17 protein-coding genes are annotated in these 17,864 nt (G+C 66.5%); 9 read left to right on the top strand and 8 right to left on the bottom strand.

Features of this window, described 5'->3' with window-relative positions:
- The first annotated feature begins 121 nt into the window (after nt 1-121).
- Entirely contained in the window at nt 122-673 is a 552-nt protein-coding gene (locus ASC63_RS09930) for a nuclease-related domain-containing protein (RefSeq protein ID WP_055812579.1), read from the top strand.
- On the opposite strand, the gene ASC63_RS09935 is transcribed toward ASC63_RS09930, so the two are convergent.
- The 3 genes from ASC63_RS09935 to dapD form a co-directional block, all read right to left on the bottom strand.
- Nucleotides 663-3,263, bottom strand: a complete 2,601-nt coding sequence (locus tag ASC63_RS09935; RefSeq protein WP_055812582.1) for a penicillin acylase family protein — start codon at nt 3,261-3,263, stop codon at nt 663-665. The genes ASC63_RS09930 and ASC63_RS09935 overlap by 11 nt on opposite strands.
- 84 nt (nt 3,264-3,347) lie before the next feature.
- Entirely contained in the window at nt 3,348-4,334 is a 987-nt protein-coding gene (locus ASC63_RS09940; RefSeq protein ID WP_055812584.1) for an amidohydrolase family protein, read from the bottom strand.
- 106 nt (nt 4,335-4,440) lie between these two features.
- Nucleotides 4,441-5,421 carry a 2,3,4,5-tetrahydropyridine-2,6-dicarboxylate N-succinyltransferase gene (dapD, locus tag ASC63_RS09945; RefSeq protein WP_055812587.1) on the bottom strand — a complete coding sequence of 327 codons (981 nt, stop codon included), beginning with the start codon at nt 5,419-5,421 and terminating at the stop codon, nt 4,441-4,443.
- Between the two features lie 17 nt (nt 5,422-5,438).
- On the opposite strand from dapD, the gene dapE reads away from it, so the two are divergent.
- The 3 genes from dapE (at nt 5,439) to ASC63_RS16110 (ending at nt 7,978) form a co-directional block, all read left to right on the top strand.
- Nucleotides 5,439-6,524: a succinyl-diaminopimelate desuccinylase gene (dapE, locus tag ASC63_RS09950; protein ID WP_055812591.1), complete on the top strand. Its 1,086-nt coding sequence runs from the start codon at nt 5,439-5,441 to the stop codon at nt 6,522-6,524.
- A complete protein-coding gene (locus ASC63_RS09955; protein WP_235492096.1) occupies nt 6,517-7,722 on the top strand; it encodes a hypothetical protein in 1,206 nt (401 codons plus the stop codon). Before dapE ends, ASC63_RS09955 begins: the two co-directional genes overlap by 8 nt.
- A gap of 82 nt (nt 7,723-7,804) precedes the next feature.
- Nucleotides 7,805-7,978, top strand: coding sequence for a DUF3117 domain-containing protein (locus ASC63_RS16110; RefSeq protein WP_082487482.1), 174 nt, complete (start codon nt 7,805-7,807; stop codon nt 7,976-7,978).
- A 12-nt stretch (nt 7,979-7,990) separates the two neighbouring features.
- Here ASC63_RS16110 and ASC63_RS09960 read toward each other — a convergent pair whose 3' ends face one another.
- Nucleotides 7,991-8,623 carry an O-methyltransferase gene (locus tag ASC63_RS09960; protein ID WP_055812593.1) on the bottom strand — a complete coding sequence of 211 codons (633 nt, stop codon included), beginning with the start codon at nt 8,621-8,623 and terminating at the stop codon, nt 7,991-7,993.
- Nucleotides 8,624-8,704: 81 nt separating this feature from the next.
- On the opposite strand from ASC63_RS09960, the gene ASC63_RS09965 reads away from it, so the two are divergent.
- The 4 genes from ASC63_RS09965 to ASC63_RS09980 all read left to right on the top strand — a co-directional run bounded on the left by ASC63_RS09965 (nt 8,705) and on the right by ASC63_RS09980 (nt 12,447).
- Nucleotides 8,705-9,091: a sec-independent translocase gene (locus ASC63_RS09965; RefSeq protein ID WP_055812597.1), complete on the top strand. Its 387-nt coding sequence runs from the start codon at nt 8,705-8,707 to the stop codon at nt 9,089-9,091.
- A gap of 29 nt (nt 9,092-9,120) precedes the next feature.
- Complete coding sequence (locus ASC63_RS09970; protein ID WP_055812600.1) at nt 9,121-9,519, top strand: type II toxin-antitoxin system VapC family toxin; 399 nt, start codon at nt 9,121-9,123, stop codon at nt 9,517-9,519.
- 92 nt (nt 9,520-9,611) lie between these two features.
- Nucleotides 9,612-10,967: an MFS transporter gene (locus tag ASC63_RS09975; protein ID WP_055812603.1), complete on the top strand. Its 1,356-nt coding sequence runs from the start codon at nt 9,612-9,614 to the stop codon at nt 10,965-10,967.
- A complete protein-coding gene (locus ASC63_RS09980) occupies nt 10,954-12,447 on the top strand; it encodes a pyridoxal phosphate-dependent decarboxylase family protein (RefSeq protein WP_200936835.1) in 1,494 nt (497 codons plus the stop codon). Before ASC63_RS09975 ends, ASC63_RS09980 begins: the two co-directional genes overlap by 14 nt.
- A gap of 17 nt (nt 12,448-12,464) precedes the next feature.
- On the opposite strand, the gene ASC63_RS09985 is transcribed toward ASC63_RS09980, so the two are convergent.
- The 3 genes from ASC63_RS09985 to ASC63_RS09995 are packed head-to-tail and all read right to left on the bottom strand — an operon-like array spanning nt 12,465 to nt 15,451.
- Nucleotides 12,465-13,613, bottom strand: a complete 1,149-nt coding sequence (locus ASC63_RS09985; RefSeq protein ID WP_055812611.1) for an Mrp/NBP35 family ATP-binding protein — start codon at nt 13,611-13,613, stop codon at nt 12,465-12,467.
- Nucleotides 13,606-14,136, bottom strand: coding sequence for a DUF1003 domain-containing protein (locus ASC63_RS09990; protein ID WP_055812615.1), 531 nt, complete (start codon nt 14,134-14,136; stop codon nt 13,606-13,608). Before ASC63_RS09990 ends, ASC63_RS09985 begins: the two co-directional genes overlap by 8 nt.
- The gene (locus tag ASC63_RS09995; protein ID WP_055812618.1) at nt 14,123-15,451 is read right to left on the bottom strand and encodes a magnesium transporter MgtE N-terminal domain-containing protein; all 1,329 of its coding nucleotides are present in this window, start codon (nt 15,449-15,451) and stop codon (nt 14,123-14,125) included. Before ASC63_RS09995 ends, ASC63_RS09990 begins: the two co-directional genes overlap by 14 nt.
- A 58-nt stretch (nt 15,452-15,509) precedes the next feature.
- Here ASC63_RS09995 and ASC63_RS10000 point away from each other — a divergent pair, with 58 nt between their 5' ends.
- Complete coding sequence (locus ASC63_RS10000; RefSeq protein ID WP_055815312.1) at nt 15,510-16,142, top strand: general stress protein; 633 nt, start codon at nt 15,510-15,512, stop codon at nt 16,140-16,142.
- Nucleotides 16,143-16,308: 166 nt separating this feature from the next.
- On the opposite strand, the gene ASC63_RS10005 is transcribed toward ASC63_RS10000, so the two are convergent.
- Entirely contained in the window at nt 16,309-17,850 is a 1,542-nt protein-coding gene (locus ASC63_RS10005; protein WP_055812621.1) for an aminopeptidase P family protein, read from the bottom strand.
- Nucleotides 17,851-17,864 lie beyond the last annotated feature (14 nt).

The following is a 17,864-nucleotide window of genomic DNA, read 5'->3' on the forward strand; positions in this document are numbered from 1 at the left end:
CAACCGGCATAGTTTGTGTGTGACGCCTTCGGGTGCCACATGAAGGGGGACTCGTGTGCGCCACCCCGTGGGGTGCAGAGTGGGAAACCATCAGCACTTGCGTAGCGGGAGGAGGCATCCGGTGGACTTCGACGACATCGCTGCCGCCTTCTGCGCTGATCAACCGTTCAGCACCCTGTTGGCCGACCCGAAGCCACAGCGTGGAGAGTTCGGAGGCGACGCGACAGGCGCGGCGCTTTCCATGCTCGACAACGAGTGGGTGGGCCTGAACGCCGTACCGATCGGTCCAGGATCCGTGCGTCTCGATCACCTCGTCTTCGGTCCAGGGGGTGTCTTCGCGATCAATACGCGGCGGCACCCCGGCCAGGCGATCTGGGTCGCGCGATCGACGTTCGCGGTGGCCGGGCAGCGGATGCCGTACATTCGCAGCGCCGAACACGACGCGACGCGCGTGCGCAGGCTTCTGGGTGACGCACTACCGGGCGGCGTGCCCGTTACCCCGCTTATCGTGCTGGTGGGCGCCGGAACCGTGAGCGTGCGTCAGCAGCCCGCCTCTGTGGTCGTACTCGACGCCCGCGGACTCGCGCGCTGGCTGCGTCGACAGCCCGCGATTCTCGACGCCGATGCCGTCTCGACGCTCGCGGATGCCGTCTCGGTGCGCGCTACGGCTTAAGCGTCAGTGTGTCCTTCGCGGCCTTCGTGACCGCGTCGAGGCTGAAGGGCCATGCCCGCGTCTCGTGTCGCTGCCACAGCGGCGTCTGGTCGACGTAGTTCGGGTGAAAGGTGTGGCCGGACTCGCCCGTGAGATTGATCCAGGTCGAGCGGTCGAAGTCACCGAGGTCTATCACCTGACGCATCGAGGGAACGATGGTCACCTCGTAGCCGAGCGCTGCGTTCCAGCCGGTGGCATCCACTACCGCCGAACCGCCGCTCAGCTCATACGGACCCCGGTTGAACAGGGCCTCGATGGGCGCGACGCCCGAGCTGCCGAAACTCGCATTTCGCAGTTCGAGAGTGTGGATGTCGCCCCAGCGCCACGCGCCCGGGTCGGCGCCCATCAGCTGCACGGCTTCGTCGTACGCCTGCTTTGCGGCGTACGCGAACATGTCGTCACGCCCCGAGAGGCCGAGTTTCTCGTCCGACCACCAGGGCGAGTTCGGTTGGGCGGCGAGATGCTTCACCACGGAGAACCAGCGATCACCACCCGTCGGCTGGGCCGAATCCGGCAGCTTGCGCCCGAAGGCGTCGTTCAGCAGATTTTTCCAGAAGATGGCGAAATAGGCTGCCGCAGCGCTGTCTGCGTCGTCGTGGTGATTCCAGTTCTCCAGCAACTCCGCGCCGCGTTTGGCGTCTCCGGTGAGTCTCAACGACGACAGCAAGGGTGCAATCTCGGCGGCGTTGGCATCCTCATTGTCGTTCTGCAGCCGAGCCATGTCCTTCACGGTGAGCTTTGTGCCGTCGGCGATGGCGGCGGCGAGCGTGGCCGTAATCTCGTTGGCTCGATACCCCGCATCCCAGTCCTTCGTGAGCATGGTCGCAAATTGCGGGCCGACGATGGCGTTGTTGGCCGTGGCGATGAAGCCCTTGGCCGGGTTGAGTTCGCTGGGCAGCGTGTCGAAGGGGACGAAGCCTGTCCAGTCATGTGCACTGGTCCAGCCCGCGGCGGGCGTCGTGCCGTCTCCCGCGGCGCGAATCGGAACCTGACCGGGCATCTGGTAGCCGATGTTGCCTTCGGTGTCGGCATAGATCAGGTTCTGCGACGGCACCGTGAACAGCCGGGCCGCGTCGCGGAACTGCTCCCAGTTCGTGGCGGCATTCAGCGCGAAGATCGCGGAGGGGGTGGTGCCGGCTGTCAGCGCTGTCCACTGCAGCGAGAGCTGATAGCCGTTCTTCGGTGCGTCCTCCGCCTGCGAGTCCGCGTCGGCGATCTGCGTGAACGATTCCATCGCATTCGTCACGAGCGGGCCGTGGCCCGTGGAGCGCACCGTGATGTGCACATCCTTGCCGCCGGCCACCGTGATGGTCTCTCGCCTGGTCGTCAGCGGCAGCTTCTTACCGTCGAGCTCGTAGCTGTTGCCGGTCACCTTCTCCAGGTAGAGATCCGTGACATCCGGGCCGGCGTTGGTAAAGCCCCAGGCGATGTGGTCGTTGTGGCCTATCACCACGCCCGGCAGCCCGGAGAAGCTGAAGCCTGCGACATCGAAGGGGCAGGATGCCGTGACCGCTCGGCAGTGCAGGCCGATCTGGTACCAGACCGACGGCTCCACGGCGCCCAGGTGCGGGTCGTTGGCCAGCAGTGGCTTGCCGCTGGCGGTGTGGCTGCCCGCCACGACCCACGAGTTGGAGCCGATATCGGTGCCAGCGGGGCCGAGCAGCTTTGGAACGGAGGAGAGAGTGGTTTGCAGCTGTTCGAGGGGCGCCACGGCATCAGCGCGCAGCGTCTGCTCGGATGCCGCATCGCCGGCGCTGGGCTGGGTGGCGGCGGCGGGGGCGGCATCCGCAGCGGCATCCGGAGCAGTCGAGGCGGCGTCCAGGCCACCGCCGAATGCGGTGATGGTCGGATGCTCGCCGTACGGATACGGCGGGTACAGCTCCGAGATCTGCGCGTCGGTGAGCGTGCTCTTCAGCAGGGCGCGGTCGACCTCCGCGGTGAGATTAGAGCGCAGGTCCCAGGCCATCGCCTTCAGCCAGGCCACGGAATCGACCGGAGTCCAGGGCTCAGGTTCATAGCCCGGGTGCTGCAGGCCGAGCACGGCGTATTCGAGCGACATGTTCGCGCCCTTGTGCGTCTTCAGGTAGGCATTCACCCCGTCGGCATAGTCCTGGTAGTAGGCGAGTGACTTCGTATCCATCGCGGCGACTTCCTTCTTCGCCACCTCGCGCCAGCCGAGCGTTCGAATGAAGGTGTCGGTGCCGACCTGGCTGCTGCCGAAGAGCTCGGCCAGTCGACCCGCCGTCACGTGCCTGCGAAAGTCCATCTCCCAGAAGCGGTCCTGTGCGTGCACATACCCCTGCGCCTCGAACAGATCGTGCGCGCTCGACGCGACGATCTGTGGGATGCCCGCGTCGTCACGATAGACCGTGACCGGCTTCTGCAGGGAAGTGATCTCTATGGTGCCGCCGAGCTGCGGAAAGGAACGGGTGACCATCCAGTAGCTGAGCCCTGCGGCGATGATCGCCAGGGTCAGCAGCACGATGAGTGTCGCGCTGACAACCTTGATAAATCGGTGCCGATGACCGATGCGCGGTGCGTCTGCCCCCACGGCACCCCCTCGTGTCCACCCTCAGCCTTACCCCAGCGTATCCGTTCGACAGGCCTGCGACGGTTTCGGCGACGAGCATCTCCGTCAGCGGGGCTCGTCGATTCTGAAGAGACGGCGGGCGTTGCCTTCGGTGAACTTCGCTCGGTCTTCGTCGGTGTCGAATTCCGCCAGAAAATTCTGAATATCGGGCTGGGTGGGGCGTTGAAAGGGGTAGTCCGTAGAGAAGAGCAAGCGGTCGATCGACGTGGCTTCCAGTGCGTGGTGGAGCAGTGCCGTCTCGAACATGCCGGAGCTCGTAATGAAGACGTTCGACCGGATGTAATCGGAGACTTTCCGTTCCAGCCCGGCGATGCGGGAGAGGCCATTGACCCGGTCTTGCCAGAACAGCAGCAACTCGCCCCAGTGGCCAAGAACGATGTGAAGCTCGGGGTGTCGATCGAAGGTGCCCCGAACGATGAGTCGGAGCGCGGCGACGGCGGCTTCGAGATGCCACCCCCAGCCGAAGGTCGAAAGGGCGAGCTCGGTCATCGGGTCGAACCCGGAGTAGGCCGCCTGGCGGAGCACGCGCGAGGGAATCTGGGGATGGATGAAGATCGGCTGCCCCAGGCGTGCGGCGGTGGCAAACACATCGTCGTAGCGAGGATCGTCGAGTGCTGTCTCGCCGGTGCGTCCGTAGACCATGGCGCCGACGAAGCCGAGTGCGGCGGCACGTTCCAGTTCGTCGGCTGCCGCGCCTGGGGCGGCCATCGGCAGGGTGCACAGGGCGCGCAGCCGGGACGGATGACGGCGCACCGCGTCGGCGGCGAAGTCGTTCGTCTCGCGGCTGAGCGAGAGTGCATCGGCAGCAGCGAGCGGACCCGTTGCGGGCGGGGCGAGCGAGAGTATCTGCATGTCGATGCCCTGCTCATCCATGGCCGCGATTCGCCCATCTCCGATGTCGTGAAGGCGCTCACGATTATCACCTATCTCGTTGAACGCCAGGCTCTCGTCGCGGTCTTCTTCGCCCAAGCCCTGCAGGGCTGCCGTCAGCGCGGGTGTTGTCCAGTGTTCTTCGATGGCGATGACTGTCACAGTCGTCCTTTCGCATTCCTGACGCACACCGTCACTCGACGGGGATCGAATGGAGCATAGTATCGACAATCACGAGGTGAAATTCGCAGCGCGGGAGGCCGACGGCTCAGGCGTGCAGGGCCGTGTTGAGCTGGATGCCGCTTCCCGAGCGGGCGAGCACCTCGACGGCGCCCGTGAGCGAGTTGCGGCGGAACAGCAGATTGGGCACGCCAGAGAGCTCGACGGCCTTCACCAGCTGCGCGGCTCCGTTCGCACTCGGCGCCGAGCCGACCACGGTGACCTTGGTGCCGGCCGTCACGTAGAGTCCGGCCTCCACGACGGTGTCGTCGCCGAGCGAGATTCCGATGCCCGAGTTGGCGCCGAGTAGGGCGCGCTCGCCGATCGACACGCGCTGCGTGCCGCCGCCCGAGAGGGTGCCCATGATGGATGCCCCGCCACCGATATCCGAGCCGTCGCCGACCACGACGCCCTGCGAGATGCGACCCTCGATCATGGATGCGCCCAGGGTGCCCGCGTTGTAGTTCACGAAACCCTCGTGCATGACGGTGGTGCCGGGGGCCAGGTGCGCACCGAGGCGAACGCGCGAGGCATCCGCAATGCGTACGCGATCGGGTACGACGTAGTCGGTGAGCCGGGGGAATTTGTCGATACCGGTGGTCTGGATGCCGGCCCGCTGCAGGGACGGGCGCAGGCGCTCGTAGTCGGCCGGCAGCACGGGGCCGGCATTCGTCCACGCCACGATAGGCAGCTGGGCGAAGATGCCGTCGAGGTTGAGGGAATTCGGCTTCACGAGAAGGTGGGAGAGCAGGTGCAGCCGCAGGTACGCATCCGATGTCGAGCGTGGTGCAGCCTTCAACTCGATCTCGACGGTGACGATGTCCACGTGTACGTTGCGGCGCGCATCGTCGCCCGCGAGCTCCTCCAGCTCGGATGGCGCGATCCAGCGGTCACGGCCGGCAGGCAGCGTGCCGAGTTGAGGGCGTGGGTACCACGTGTCGAGCACGGTGCCGTCGGCTGCCACCGTGGCGAGGCCGTAGCCCCAGGCGTGCGTGGGCGCGGGAGATTCTGCGGGAACGTCGGAGGCCATGCCTCTAGATTAGTAGGGTGCCCCTCGACCTCAGCGCGACCTCAGCCGATCTCACCCGCCAGCTCTGCGACATTGAGTCCGTCTCGGGCAACGAGGCGACGCTCGCCGACGAGATCGAGGCCGCGTTGAGCGGGCTCAGCCACCTTGAGGTGATTCGCGATGGCGACACCGTGGTGGCACGCACCGCCCTCGGCCGGGCGCAGCGTGTGATGATTGCCGGACACGTCGATACGGTGCCGGTGAACAACAATTTGCCGACCCGCTCCGAGACGATCGACGGTGTCGACTACCTCTGGGGTCGTGGCACGGTGGACATGAAGGCCGGCGTTGCCGTGCAGCTCAAGCTGGCCGCAGAACTCACCGAACCCGTCGTCGACGTGACGTGGATGTGGTACGACCATGAAGAGGTCGAAGCCAGTCTCAACGGCCTCGGGCGCCTCGCGGCCCATCGCCCCGATCTCTTCGAGGGTGACTTCGCCATTCTCGGAGAACCCACCAACAGCACCGTCGAGGGCGGCTGCAACGGCAACATCCGCATCGAGGTGCGCACCTTCGGCCTGCGGGCGCATTCGGCGCGCGCGTGGGTGGGCGAGAATGCCATACACAAGGCCGCGCCGATACTTAACTTGCTCGCGGCATACATGCCACGCGAGGTGGAGGTCGAGGGGCTCGTCTATCGCGAGGGGCTCAACGCCGTAGGAATCACGGGCGGAATCGCGGGCAACATCATTCCCGATGAGTGCATGGTGCACATCAACTACCGTTTCGCGCCCGATCGCACGGCCGCCGAAGCGATCGAGTATCTGCGCGGGCTGTTCAGTGAGTACGACGTCACCGTCATCGACGAGGCCGACGGCGCGCGCCCCGGGCTCGATGCGCCGCTGGCCCAGGACTTTCTTGCGGCGGTCGGGGGAGAGGCGCGCCCCAAATACGGCTGGACAGATGTCGCGCGCTTCTCCGCGCTCGGCGTGCCCGCCGTCAACTACGGTCCTGGTGACGCCCTCAAGGCGCACGCGGACGACGAGCGCGTCGCCCTGGCGCAGATCGCCGACTGCGAGGCGGGTCTGCGTGCGTGGCTGACCGCCTCGGGTCGCCTTGGCTGACCTTTCACGACCCACCACGATTCTGCGGCTGTGGTGGGTCAAGGTCATCCTTGTCTTCGCGGCTTCGCGCGTGGTCACCACGATCATGCTGCTCGTGCTCGCCAGCGTGCAGGGCCTCAACCCGTGGACGGCTTCGCATCCCGGCTACTTCGACTTCGCGTCGATCTGGGACGGCCGCTGGTACAACATTGTGCAGATCGCCGGCTATCCGGCGCAGCTGCCGCTCAGCGACACCGGCCAGGTCACGGAGAATGCCTGGGCGTTCCTGCCCGGCTACCCCGGCGCCGTCGGCATTCTCATGTTCCTCACAAGACTCCCGTGGCCGGTCGCGGCCGTGGTCGTTTCGCTGGCCTTCGCGCTCGGGGCAGCGCTCCTGTTCTACCGGATGCTGGTGCCCAGGATCGGCGCATCCGCTTCGCTTTTCGCTGTGGTGCTGTTCTGCGTCGCGCCCGTCTCGCCGCTGTTCCAGCTGGCCTATGCGGAGTCGATGTACATCTTCTTCCTGATCCTCGCACTCATGCTGCTGATGCGGCGACGATACGGTGCTCTGCTACCGGTGGTCGCCGTCATGGCGTTCGTGCGTCCGAGCGGTCTGGCCTTCGCGCTCGCGCTTGGACTGCATGTGATCTATCGGTGGGTGCGGCGGCGACACGACCCGTTCCCGGTGCGCGAGCGGGTCGCATCCGTTCTCGCCGTGGTCTTCAGCGGGATTGCCGGGCTGGCCTGGCCGGCGATAGCGGGCCTGGCAACGGGCAACTGGTCCGCATACACCGACACCGAGCTGGCGTGGAGGGCGGCGTATATCGGCTACACACCACTGGTGCCGTTCGGGGCGTGGATCCAGGGCGCCCAGTGGTGGTTCTCGACCATGCTCGCTCTTCCGGACTGGCTGGGATATCTCTCGCTTGGCCTGCTCGTCGCGGCGTTCGCCGTCACCCTCTTCGTTCCTGCGGTGCGCAGGCTCGGCGTCGATCTACGGCTCTGGCTTGCCTCATACGGGCTCTATCTTCTGGCGGTTTTCTTTCCGCAGTCGAGCACCTTTCGACTGCTCATGCCGATGTTCCCCCTGCTCGGTGCGGCGGCCGTTCCGCGAAGCCGTGTCTACCGGGTGGCGATGGTGCTCGTGCTCCTCGCACTGCAGTGGGGATGGCTTCTGATCTGCTGGGGGGTAGACGGATCGGACTGGACGCCGCCGTAATCGGGCCGGGCCGGCAGCGCCGAATTTTCCTCACGCGCGCCGATAGCCGATAATGGAAGGACATCCACGAAAGGGGACCTGCATGGCGGCCATGAAGCCGAGGACCGGAGACGGGCCAATGGAGGCTGTGAAAGAGGGTCGGCTCATCATCGTGCGCGTGCCGCTCGAAGGTGGAGGCCGACTTGTCGTCTCCGTGAACGATGCAGAAGCCAAGGAACTTCACGACGCCCTCGCGAGCGTCGTGAAGCCGAGCTAGGAGCGCGTAAGACTACTCAGCGATTTTGGTGATCTGCAGGAGACCGTCGCCGATGGGCGAAAGCGCGCTGATAACGGCGCCGGATGCGGCGGTCTCCGTCACCACCGTTCGATAGCCCGTCGTGATGTCGTCGCGCTGCGTGGGGTCTGAGACGCGACCCTTCCAGAGGGCGTGCGCCACCAGGACGGTGCCGCCGGGGCGGGCCAGCCGCAACCCGTGTTCGACGTACTCGATGACGGACTGCGGATCTGCGTCGACGAAGACGATGTCGTAGGAGTTCTCATTCATGCGCGGCAGCACGTCCAGCGCGCGGCCCGTGATGAGGCGAACCCGATTGGCCGCGATGCGCGCCTCGGTGAAGAGTGCACGTGCGTGCTGCTGGTGGTCGAGTTCGGTGTCGATCGACGTGAGCATGGCCTGCGTGGCACCGGTCAGCAGCCACAGGCCGGATACGCCGACTCCCGTGCCGATCTCGACGATGTTCGCGGCCCCCGTTGCGGCGGCGATAACCGCGCTCTGTGCCCCGACCGCCGCTGCTATCGGCTCGATGCCTAATTCCAGCGACTGCTGGCGCGCCTTGGTGATTACCTCACTCTCGGAAATGATCTCGTTGGCGAACTTCCAGTTCGATACCTTGTCTGACACGCACTCTCCCGTGGTCCTTCTGATCAGAATAAGGCCCGAACCCATAGCATCCGTGGAGGCTGCACAGGTTAGTCTGAACTGATGTTCAATGGGCTGAGTTTCGACAAGCTGCTGATCGTGGGTGTGATCGCTGTCTTTGTGCTGGGCCCTGACCGTTTGCCGCACTACGCCAGGCAACTCGCCAGGCTCGTCAAGAGCCTGCGCACCATGGCTGATGGCGCCAAGGATCGTATGCGCGAGGAGATGGGTCCAGACTTCGATGACGTCGACTGGAAGAAGCTCGATCCGCGCCAATACGATCCGCGCCGCATCATTCGTGAGGCCCTGCTCGAAGACGACGAGCCGATCTCTTCGGGCATCCGACCGGCCGGGTCGAGCGATTCGAGCGATGCTGTGGACTCCGCAGTAAAGGAACCGCAGATGCTCGAGGCCGGAGCGCATCCGCCCTACGACGCCGAGGCCACCTGAGCCGGTCGTTTAACTCGGTCGCCGAGTAAATGACACCGACTTCGATCGTTGTGCGGCTGCTGCAGAACCGTCGGGGTGACCAACCACTGCGCGAGCGCTTCAACCGGCAGCGATACCTGCATGCTCCGGCCTTGATCGACGCAGAGGTGAACTCCGCGATCCGCGGGCTGCTGCTGACATCGAAACCGATGATCACGATCGATGTCACGCGAGCGCAGGAGATGCTCGACGACCTCGCAGACCTGCCGTTGGTGCGCTACCCGATGCAGCCATACCAGCGACGGGTTCTGGCACTGCGGCATAATTTCACCGCCTACGACGGGTTTTACGTGGCCTTGGCCGAGTCGCTGGACATGCCGCTGCTCACCGATGACCGCAAGTACGCAACGGCGCCAAGCCACAGCGCTGTTATCGAAACCTGGCCGTGAGCTCAGCGGTTCCACGAGGCCGGCGCGCGGCCGCCGTACGACGCCGAAGCGACCTGAGCCCGGTCGTTTCGAACGGGCTATAAGCTTCGAGGATGACCGCAACGGAGCGCTCACTGGCCCGCCCCACCGTCGTGCAATATGCCATCGGTTCCCTCGGCACGGGCGGATTCTCAACGCTCCCCGGTCTCGTGCTCGTCTACTACCTCACCGACACCCTCGGCGTGGCGGCGCTCGCCGCCGGCGTGCTCGTGACGGCCGCGAAGGTGTGGGACGTGATCATCGACCCGGTGATCGGCGCGCTCAGCGACCGCAGCCTGCTGTGGCGTGGCACACGGCGCCGCATGATGCTTCTCGGCTCGGTTGCGCTTCCGCTGTTCTTCATTCTCACCTTCGCGGTGCCGGCCGGAATGGCGCCGGTGGCCGCCGGTCTCTGGGTGCTGCTGGCGTTCCTGCTCACGGCAACGGCCTTCAGCCTGTTCCAGGTGCCGTATATCGCCCTGCCTGCCGAACTCGCCGACGGCTACGATCAGCGCACGCGGCTGCTCACCTGGCGGGTGGTGGTGCTCACTCTCGCGATCCTGCTGTTCGGGGCGGGCGGCCCGGCGCTGCGTGCGCTCGGCGGCAACGGCCACGCCGGCTACCTGCTCATGGCGGTGGTCGCCGGCCTGGTGATCGGCGTCGGCCTTTTCGTGTCGAGTTTCGTCGCACCGACGCGGGTGCGTCTCGATGCGCTGTCGGATGCCTCGCGCGTCTCGATAGCGCAGCACTACGCCGCCGGCATCCGCGCGCTGCGAACCAGCCAGCCGTTTCGGGCCCTGCTGCTCACCTTTCTGCTGCAGGGACTGGCGACCGGCGTGATGCTGGCCGGCGCCAACTACGTGGCCACCTACGTTCTGCACTCCGAAGACGCCGTGACGTTTCTCTTCGTGGCGCTCATCGGCCCTGCCCTGCTCGTGACGCCGCTGTGGGGTGTGATCTCGCGGCGTGTCGGCAAGGAGCGCGGTTTTCTGGCGGCGAGCATCCTGTTCGCGCTGGCAGCGCTCTCGATGGTGTTTCTGCTGTGGTCGCCGGGTGCCTGGGTGTATCTGCCTGTCGCGCTCGTCGGCGCGGGCTATGCGGGCATGCAATCGCTGCCGATGGCGATGCTTCCCGACGTGATCTCGCACGACGCCACGCGCAACGGGCCTGGGCGTGCCGGCATCTTCGGCGGCATGTGGACGGCGGGGGAGACCACGGGCATGGCGCTCGGGGCGACCGTGCTGACCGTTGTCCTGGCGATCACTGGCTACCAGCAGCACACCGGTGGCGCCGGTATCACGCAATCGTCGATCGCCGTCGCGGGAATAGTGCTGAGTTTTAGCATCGTGCCCGCGGCGATAGTGGCGCTGAGCCTCATTCCGTTGACCCGTTATCGACTGCGAAAGGGAGACATTGATGCTGCGCGGTGACCCGAACGAGATTCTCGAACGACTGCAGCAGTTGCGCGCCGCCGATGCGCCGACCCACGGCGGGCACGTGCTCTCCTACGTCTACGATTCGGGGCTCGCCGAGCTCGACGATCTCGCATCGGCCGCCATGCGGGCGGTGCAGAGCGTCAATGGGCTGGATCCCACGACCTTCACCTCAGTGGCCGTGATGGAACGCGAGGTGATCGGCTTCGCACGCGACATGCTGGGCGGCGATGAGGATGTCGTGGGCACCGTGACCACCGGCGGCACCGAGAGCTGCCTGCTCGCGGTCAAGACTGCACGCGATGTGTGGCGGGCCGGCGGCGGCGTCGGCCAGCCGCGGCTGGTGGCGCCCGTCACCGTTCACGCGGCGTTCCGCAAGGCGGCGCACTACTTCGGGCTGAGCCTGGACCTCGTGGCGGTGGATGCTTTCACCGGTGCGGTGACGGCGTCCGATCTGGTGGACCGGCTTGGCCCGGATGTCGCACTCGTCGTGGTGTCGGCGCCCGCGTATCCATTCGCGGGGCTCGACCCGGTTGCCGAGGTCGCGGCGGCGTGCGAACAGGCCGGCGTGAGCTGCCATGTTGACGCGTGCATCGGCGGCTGGGTGCTGCCGTTCTGGTCGGGAGCGAGCCTCGCGCCGTGGGACTTCAGCGTGCCGGGCGTGAGCAGCATCTCGGCCGACATTCACAAGTACGGCTACGCGCCGAAGGGCGCCAGCGTGCTGCTGCAGCGCGGCCGCGACAGGCAGCGCCTGCAGTACTTCGCCACGACGGGCTGGCCGGGCTACCCGGTGGTGAATCCCACGATGCTCGGCTCGAAATCGGCGGGACCGCTGGCCGCATCCTGGGCGATCATCCACGCGCTGGGGCGCGACGGCTTCGCCGAGCTGGCCGCATCCTGTGCGCGCTCGACACAGGCCCTGATCGAGCTGATTGGCACCATCGACGGCTTACGCGTGGTGGGCACACCCGTCGGCCCGCTGTTCGCCGTGGCGACGGATGAGAGCGTTCCGATCGAGCGCCGCGTCGACCCGCATCACTGGGCCGATGCGGCTCGCGCCGCCGGCTGGATGCTGCAGCAGCAGCCGGGACTGACGCAGGGCGACGGCAGCTGCCTGGCGCCCACCACGCACCTCACCGTCACGCCGGTCACCGAAAGCGTTCTCGAGCAACTTTTCGAGGCACTCGTGCGCGCCGCGGATGCGGTGCGTGCGGTTCCGCCGGTGGCGGCCGAAGCGGTGCTCGCCGCGCTGCCTGCCGAGTTGCTTCAGGAGCTGAGCGCCCCGGATGCGCCCGCTCTCGATGCACAGACGGCCTTCGGCATTCTGCGTCAGATCGGGCTCGTCGCCGAGGGCGGCGATGGAGGCCTGCCACAGCAGATGGCGCCGTTCCTGGCGCTGATCGAGGCGCTGCCGCATCCGCTCACCGAACGCCTGCTCACCGAGTTGCTCGCCCGGGTCGTCGAGCCGCCGGGTTGAGACCACCCCGTGACCGGTTAGCTGGGGCTCAGCCCAAGCTTGCGTCCGGCGAGGCCGCGGCCGCGCGTGGCCATCTTCTCGGCGATGCTGCGGATGGCGAGGGCGGCAGGGTCATCAGGATGCGAGAGCACGAGAGGTTCTCCCGTGTCGCCGCCCGAACGCAGCGCGACGCTCAGCGGAACCGAGCCAAGCCGCTCGACCGGAGTGTCCTGGCCAGCGGAAAGGCGCCGGGCGACCTCGGCGCCGCCGCCGGAGCCGAACAGCTCCAGCACGCTGCCATCGGGCTGCGGCAGCCCCGCCATGTTCTCGACGACGCCGAAGATTTTCTGGCCGGTCTGCCGGGCGACCACGCCGCTGCGCTCGGCGACATCGGCTGCTGCCGGCTGCGGGGTGGTGATCACAATCACCTCGGCGTGGGGCAGCAGTTGCCCGACCGAGATCGCGACGTCGCCGGTTCCGGGCGGCAGATCGAGCAGCAGCACGTCCAGATCTCCGAAGTAGACATCCGTGAGGAACTGCTGGATGGTGCGGTGCAGCATGGGTCCGCGCCAGGCTACCGCGGCCGACGACGATTCCACGAACATGCCGATGGAGATGACCTTGACGCCGTACGCGACCGGCGGCAGGATCATGTCGTCGACGCGGGTGGGACGCGGCGCAGCGCCGTCGACCACGAGACCGAGGATGCCCGGAATGGAGAAACCGTAGACGTCGGCGTCGACGATTCCCACCGCGAGACCCCTTTCGGCAAGGGCCACGGCAAGATTCGCCGTCAGTGTGGACTTGCCCACACCGCCCTTACCGCTCGTTACCGCGTAGATGCGTGTGAGGGTGTCCGCGCCGAACTGCATGACGCGGGCGGGCTTGCCCCCGCGCAGCTTCGCGGTGAGCGCCTTGCGCTCGTCTTTGCTCATGATGCTCACGTTGATGCTCACGCCGCTGATGCCCGGGACGGATGCCGTGGCCTCGCGCACGTCGCGTTCGATGGTGTCGGCCGCGGGGCATCCGACGATGGTGAGCTTGATGTCCACCGTCGCGTGCCGCGCTTGGTCAACCTCGATGTGCGAGACCATGTTGAGCTCAGTGATCGGGCGACGGATTTCGGGGTCGATCACCCGGGTGAGTGCGTTGTATATGTGACTTTTGCTTGGCGCGGTCTCAGGCACGGGCCGCGCCGTCCTCCGCGGGTTTGTCGCGGTCGAGTTCCTCGAGCAGGGCACGCAGCTCGGCACGGATGAAGTCCTTGGAGGCGACGTCGTTCATCGCGAGCCGCAGCGCCACCACCTCGCGAGCCAGGTATTCCGTGTCGGCCAGGTTGCGTTCGGCGCGCTGACGGTCCTGCTCGATCTGCACCCGGTCACGGTCGTCCTGCCGGTTCTGCGCGAGCAGAATGAGCGGTGCGGCGTACGAGGCCTGCAGGGAGAGCACGAGCGTCAGGGCGATGAAGCCCAGGGAGATCGAGTCGAAGCGCCACGCAGGCGGCGCGAGCGTGTTCCAGCCCATCCAGGCCAGCACGAAAAGTGTGAGGCTGAAGAGAAAGCCGGGCGTTCCCATGGCGCGGGCGATCCACTCGGTGAAGCGACCGAAGCGATCATTCGAGCCACGGTTGCCCCGCAACGGCAGAACGGTGGTGCGACGCAAGCCCTTGGGCGCGTCGAGTCTGGCCTCGCTCCTGTTAGCTCGTGCCATTTCCGACCCTCCGTCCGTTCTTTATCGGGATACTTCCTGTCGCTGTTTTACGGCGTGCCGCCGCGCGTGCCTGCGCGTCGTCGCCGTCGTGACTTCGCCAATCGTCGGGCAGCAGATAGTCGAGGATGTCGTCAATGGTCACCACCCCGACCAGCCGGTGGTTGTCGTCGACAACCGGAACGGATACCAGATCGTAACTGGCCAGGATGCGGCTCACCTCGGCCGCGGAGGTGTCTGCCGTCACGGGTTCGAGAGTGGGATCGAGCAGCGTGCCGAGGCGTTCGTGGGGCGGGTAGCGCAGCATCCGCTGAAAGTGCACCACGCCGAGAAAACGACCCGTCGGTGCCTCGTATGGCGGCAGCGTGACGCAGATTGCGGCACCGAGGGCAGGAGCGAGGTCGTGACGGCGGATGAGCGCGAGTCCCTCGGCCACCGTGGCATCGGCCGAGACGATGACCGGCTCGGTTGTCATGAGTCCGCCCGCGGTGTTGGGCGCGTAGGAGAGCAGAAATCGAACGTCCTCGGCCTCTTCGGGCTCCATCAACTCGAGCAGGTGTTCACCGCGCTCTTCGGGCAGGTGTGCGATGAGGTCGGCGGCGTCGTCCGGCTGCATCTGGTCGAGCACGTCAGCGGCGCGGTCGTCCCCGAGCTGGGCGAGAATCTGTATCTGCTCGCTCTCGGGCATCTCCTCGAGCACATCGGCGAGCCGGTCGTCGGGCAGTTCCTCGGCCACCTCAAGCATGCGACGCTCGGGCAGGTCGCGCAGGGTGTTCGCGAGGTCGGCCGGTTTGAGATCGGAGTACGTGGCGATGAGCTGCTCGGCCGACTGGGCCTGGCCGCGTTCGGTCTTCTCGCTCACCTCGTCCCAGGTGACGAACGCGGTTGCGCCCTTCGCAAACAGTGAGGCGCTGGTCCTGGGGCGTCGCACGAAGAGCTGGCTGATGGCCCACTCGCCCTGCCGCGATTGCTCGATGGCGACATCTTCGATGGTGGCGGCACCGCTTGCGTCGGCGAACACGACGGTGCGGCCGAGCATCTCGGCAATGATGCGCACCTCGCCGCCACGCTGTTCGAAGCGACGCACGTTGATGAGACCCGTGGTGATGATCTGGCCGGAGCCGATGCTCGTCACACGGCCGATCGAGACGAAGACCCGTCGTTTGCCCGGAATCTCAATGATGAGTCCGACCACGCGGGGCGGGTCGTTTTTTCGGTAGACCACCAGAACATCGCGCACCTTGCCTACGCGGTCGCCCGCGGGGTCGAAAACGATGCACCCGGCCAATCGGGCGGCGAAGACTCTGGTGGTACTCACACCTAATAACTTAGGCCCTCATCTTGGGAACTCGACCTCGGGTGGAAGAATGGATGTCATGAGCAATCAGAGCCCGTTCGGCAGGCGCGGTCAGGCGGCATTCCCCACGCTTCCCCGGGGCGAGGTCGTGGGAACATACGAGACGTATCCGGAGGCGCAGAGCGCCGTCGATGTGCTTGCGCGCGCCGATTTTCCGGTGAACAAGCTCTCCATCGTCGGCAGCGACCTGAAGACGGTCGAACGCGTGACGGGAAAGCTCAGCTGGGGGCGCGTCGCGCTGGCCGGCGCGGCATCCGGAGCCTGGCTCGGAATCTTCTTCGGGCTACTGCTGGTGATCTTCTCGCCGACCACGAATTTCGGCTTCATCATCGCTGCCGTGCTCATCGGCGCCGGCTTCGGCATGCTCTTCGGTGTCGTCTCGTACGCCATCAATCGTCGTCGTCGTGACTTCACCTCGATGACGCAGGTGCTGGCATCCAGCTACCAGGTGATAGTGGCGCCGGATCTGGCGAATCGCGCGCGCAACCTGATCGGGCAGGGCGACGCGGCTCCTGCACACGCACCGGATGCGACGCCGCACCCCTCCGACCCGCCGCCGGCGTTCGAGCCGGCCCCCGGTGACGCCGAGCCGCCCGCCGAGACACCGCCCGCTGAGCGCCCGCAGGGCCCATACGGCGAACGCACCGAGTAGCTTCCCTCCGCCTCACCCCCGCTGGTTGAGGAGGCCGCCCGCGGCCGTCTCGAAACCCGCGCGCACGGTGGTTCGAGAGGCAGCCTCGTGCCTCGACCCTCGCTCGCAGGCTCGCTCGGCGCTGGGGTCGCGAATCGCTGACGCGATTCTCCAAGCTCCACCGCGCTCAGTTGAGGCGGGCGATCCAGGCTTCGACATCGGCGGCGGTGCGGGGGATGGCCGCGGAGAGGTTTTCGGCGCCATCCGCTGTCACGAGGATGTTGTCTTCGATGCGTACGCCGATGCCACGGAATTTCTCCGGCACCGTCAGGTCGTCGGGCTGAAAGTAGAGACCGGGTTCGATGGTGAACGTCATACCGGGCTCGAGCACGCCGTCGAGGTACATCTCGCGCCTGGCCTGCGCGCAGTCGTGCACGTCGAGGCCGAGGTGATGGCTCGTGCCGTGCACCATGTACCGGCGGTGGTGCTGGTTGTCGGCCTGCAGCGCCTCCTCGGCGGTCACCGGCAGCAGGCCCCATTCGGCAGTGCGCCGGGCGATGACCTCCATTGCCGTTGCGTGGATCTCCCGAAAACGGATGCCGGGGCGCACGACCGCGAACGCGGCATCCGCTGCTTCACGCACCGTTTCGTAGACGAGAAACTGGGTTTCGGTGAAGCGACCGGCGATGGGCAGCGTGCGCGTGATATCGGCCGTGTAATAGCTTTCGGCCTCGACGCCGGCGTCGATGAGGATAAGGTCGCCGGGAACGACCGGGCCGTCGTTGCGGGTCCAGTGCAGAATGCACGCGTGGGCTCCGGATGCCGCAATGGTGTCGTACCCCACCGCGTTGCCGTCGGCACGCGCACGACCGTTGAAGATGCCCTCGACGAGACGCTCCCCGCGTTCGTGCGCCGTGATGCGCGGCAGATCCTCGATGATGTCTGTAAAGCCCTGCGCCGTGGCAGCGATGGCGAGTCGAAGCTGCGCAATCTCGTATTCGTCTTTGACGAGCCGCATCTCGGAGAGGTCGCGGGCGAGCCGGTCATCATTCTCGTGTGTCTCGGAGTCGATCTCGTGGCTGTCAAGGGAGATCAGCCGCAACGTGTCGATGCGTTCGGTTACCGCGGCATCCGCCTCACGCAGCACGAGGGTGTTCTCGTCGGTCGCCTCGAGCACCGCCTCGACGTCGGCGAGGCCGTGTGTCGCCAGGCCGAGGTCGCTCGCCACCTGTGCGAGCGAGGGCCGGGGTCCGATCCAGAACTCGCCGATCTCCGGATTCGCGTAGAACTCGTCGGAGTCGCGCCCGGCGCGCTCGCGAAAGTACAGCGTTGCTTCGTGGCCGGCGGCGCTGGGCTCGAACACCAGCACGCTGCCGGGCTCCGAATCCGACGCCCAGCCGGTGAGCCAGGCGAAGGCGGAGTGAGCGCGAAATGCGTAATCGGTGTCGTTGGAGCGCTGCTTGAGGCTGCCCGCGGGGATCACCAGACGCTTGCCCGGGTACAGCGCGGAAAGTCGGGCGCGCCGCTCGGCAGCGTACCGCGCCTGCGCACGTGCCTGTGGCAGCGTCTCCTCTCGAGGAGCCCAGCCGCTGCCGATGTACTCTTTGAAACCGTCGGAGCCCGGGGTGGTGGAACGGTTCGACGTCGCGCGCGGTGCCGGCGTGGCCTCGGGACCTGCCGTCTCGGGGCCCGTCGCCGCGGTGTCTGTCGTGGTGGTGTCTGTTGCCATGCATCCAGTCTTGC

Origin of the sequence: Leifsonia sp. Root112D2 (assembly GCF_001424905.1) — a bacterium.
In the GTDB taxonomy this organism is placed as follows: Bacteria; Actinomycetota; Actinomycetes; order Actinomycetales; family Microbacteriaceae; genus Root112D2.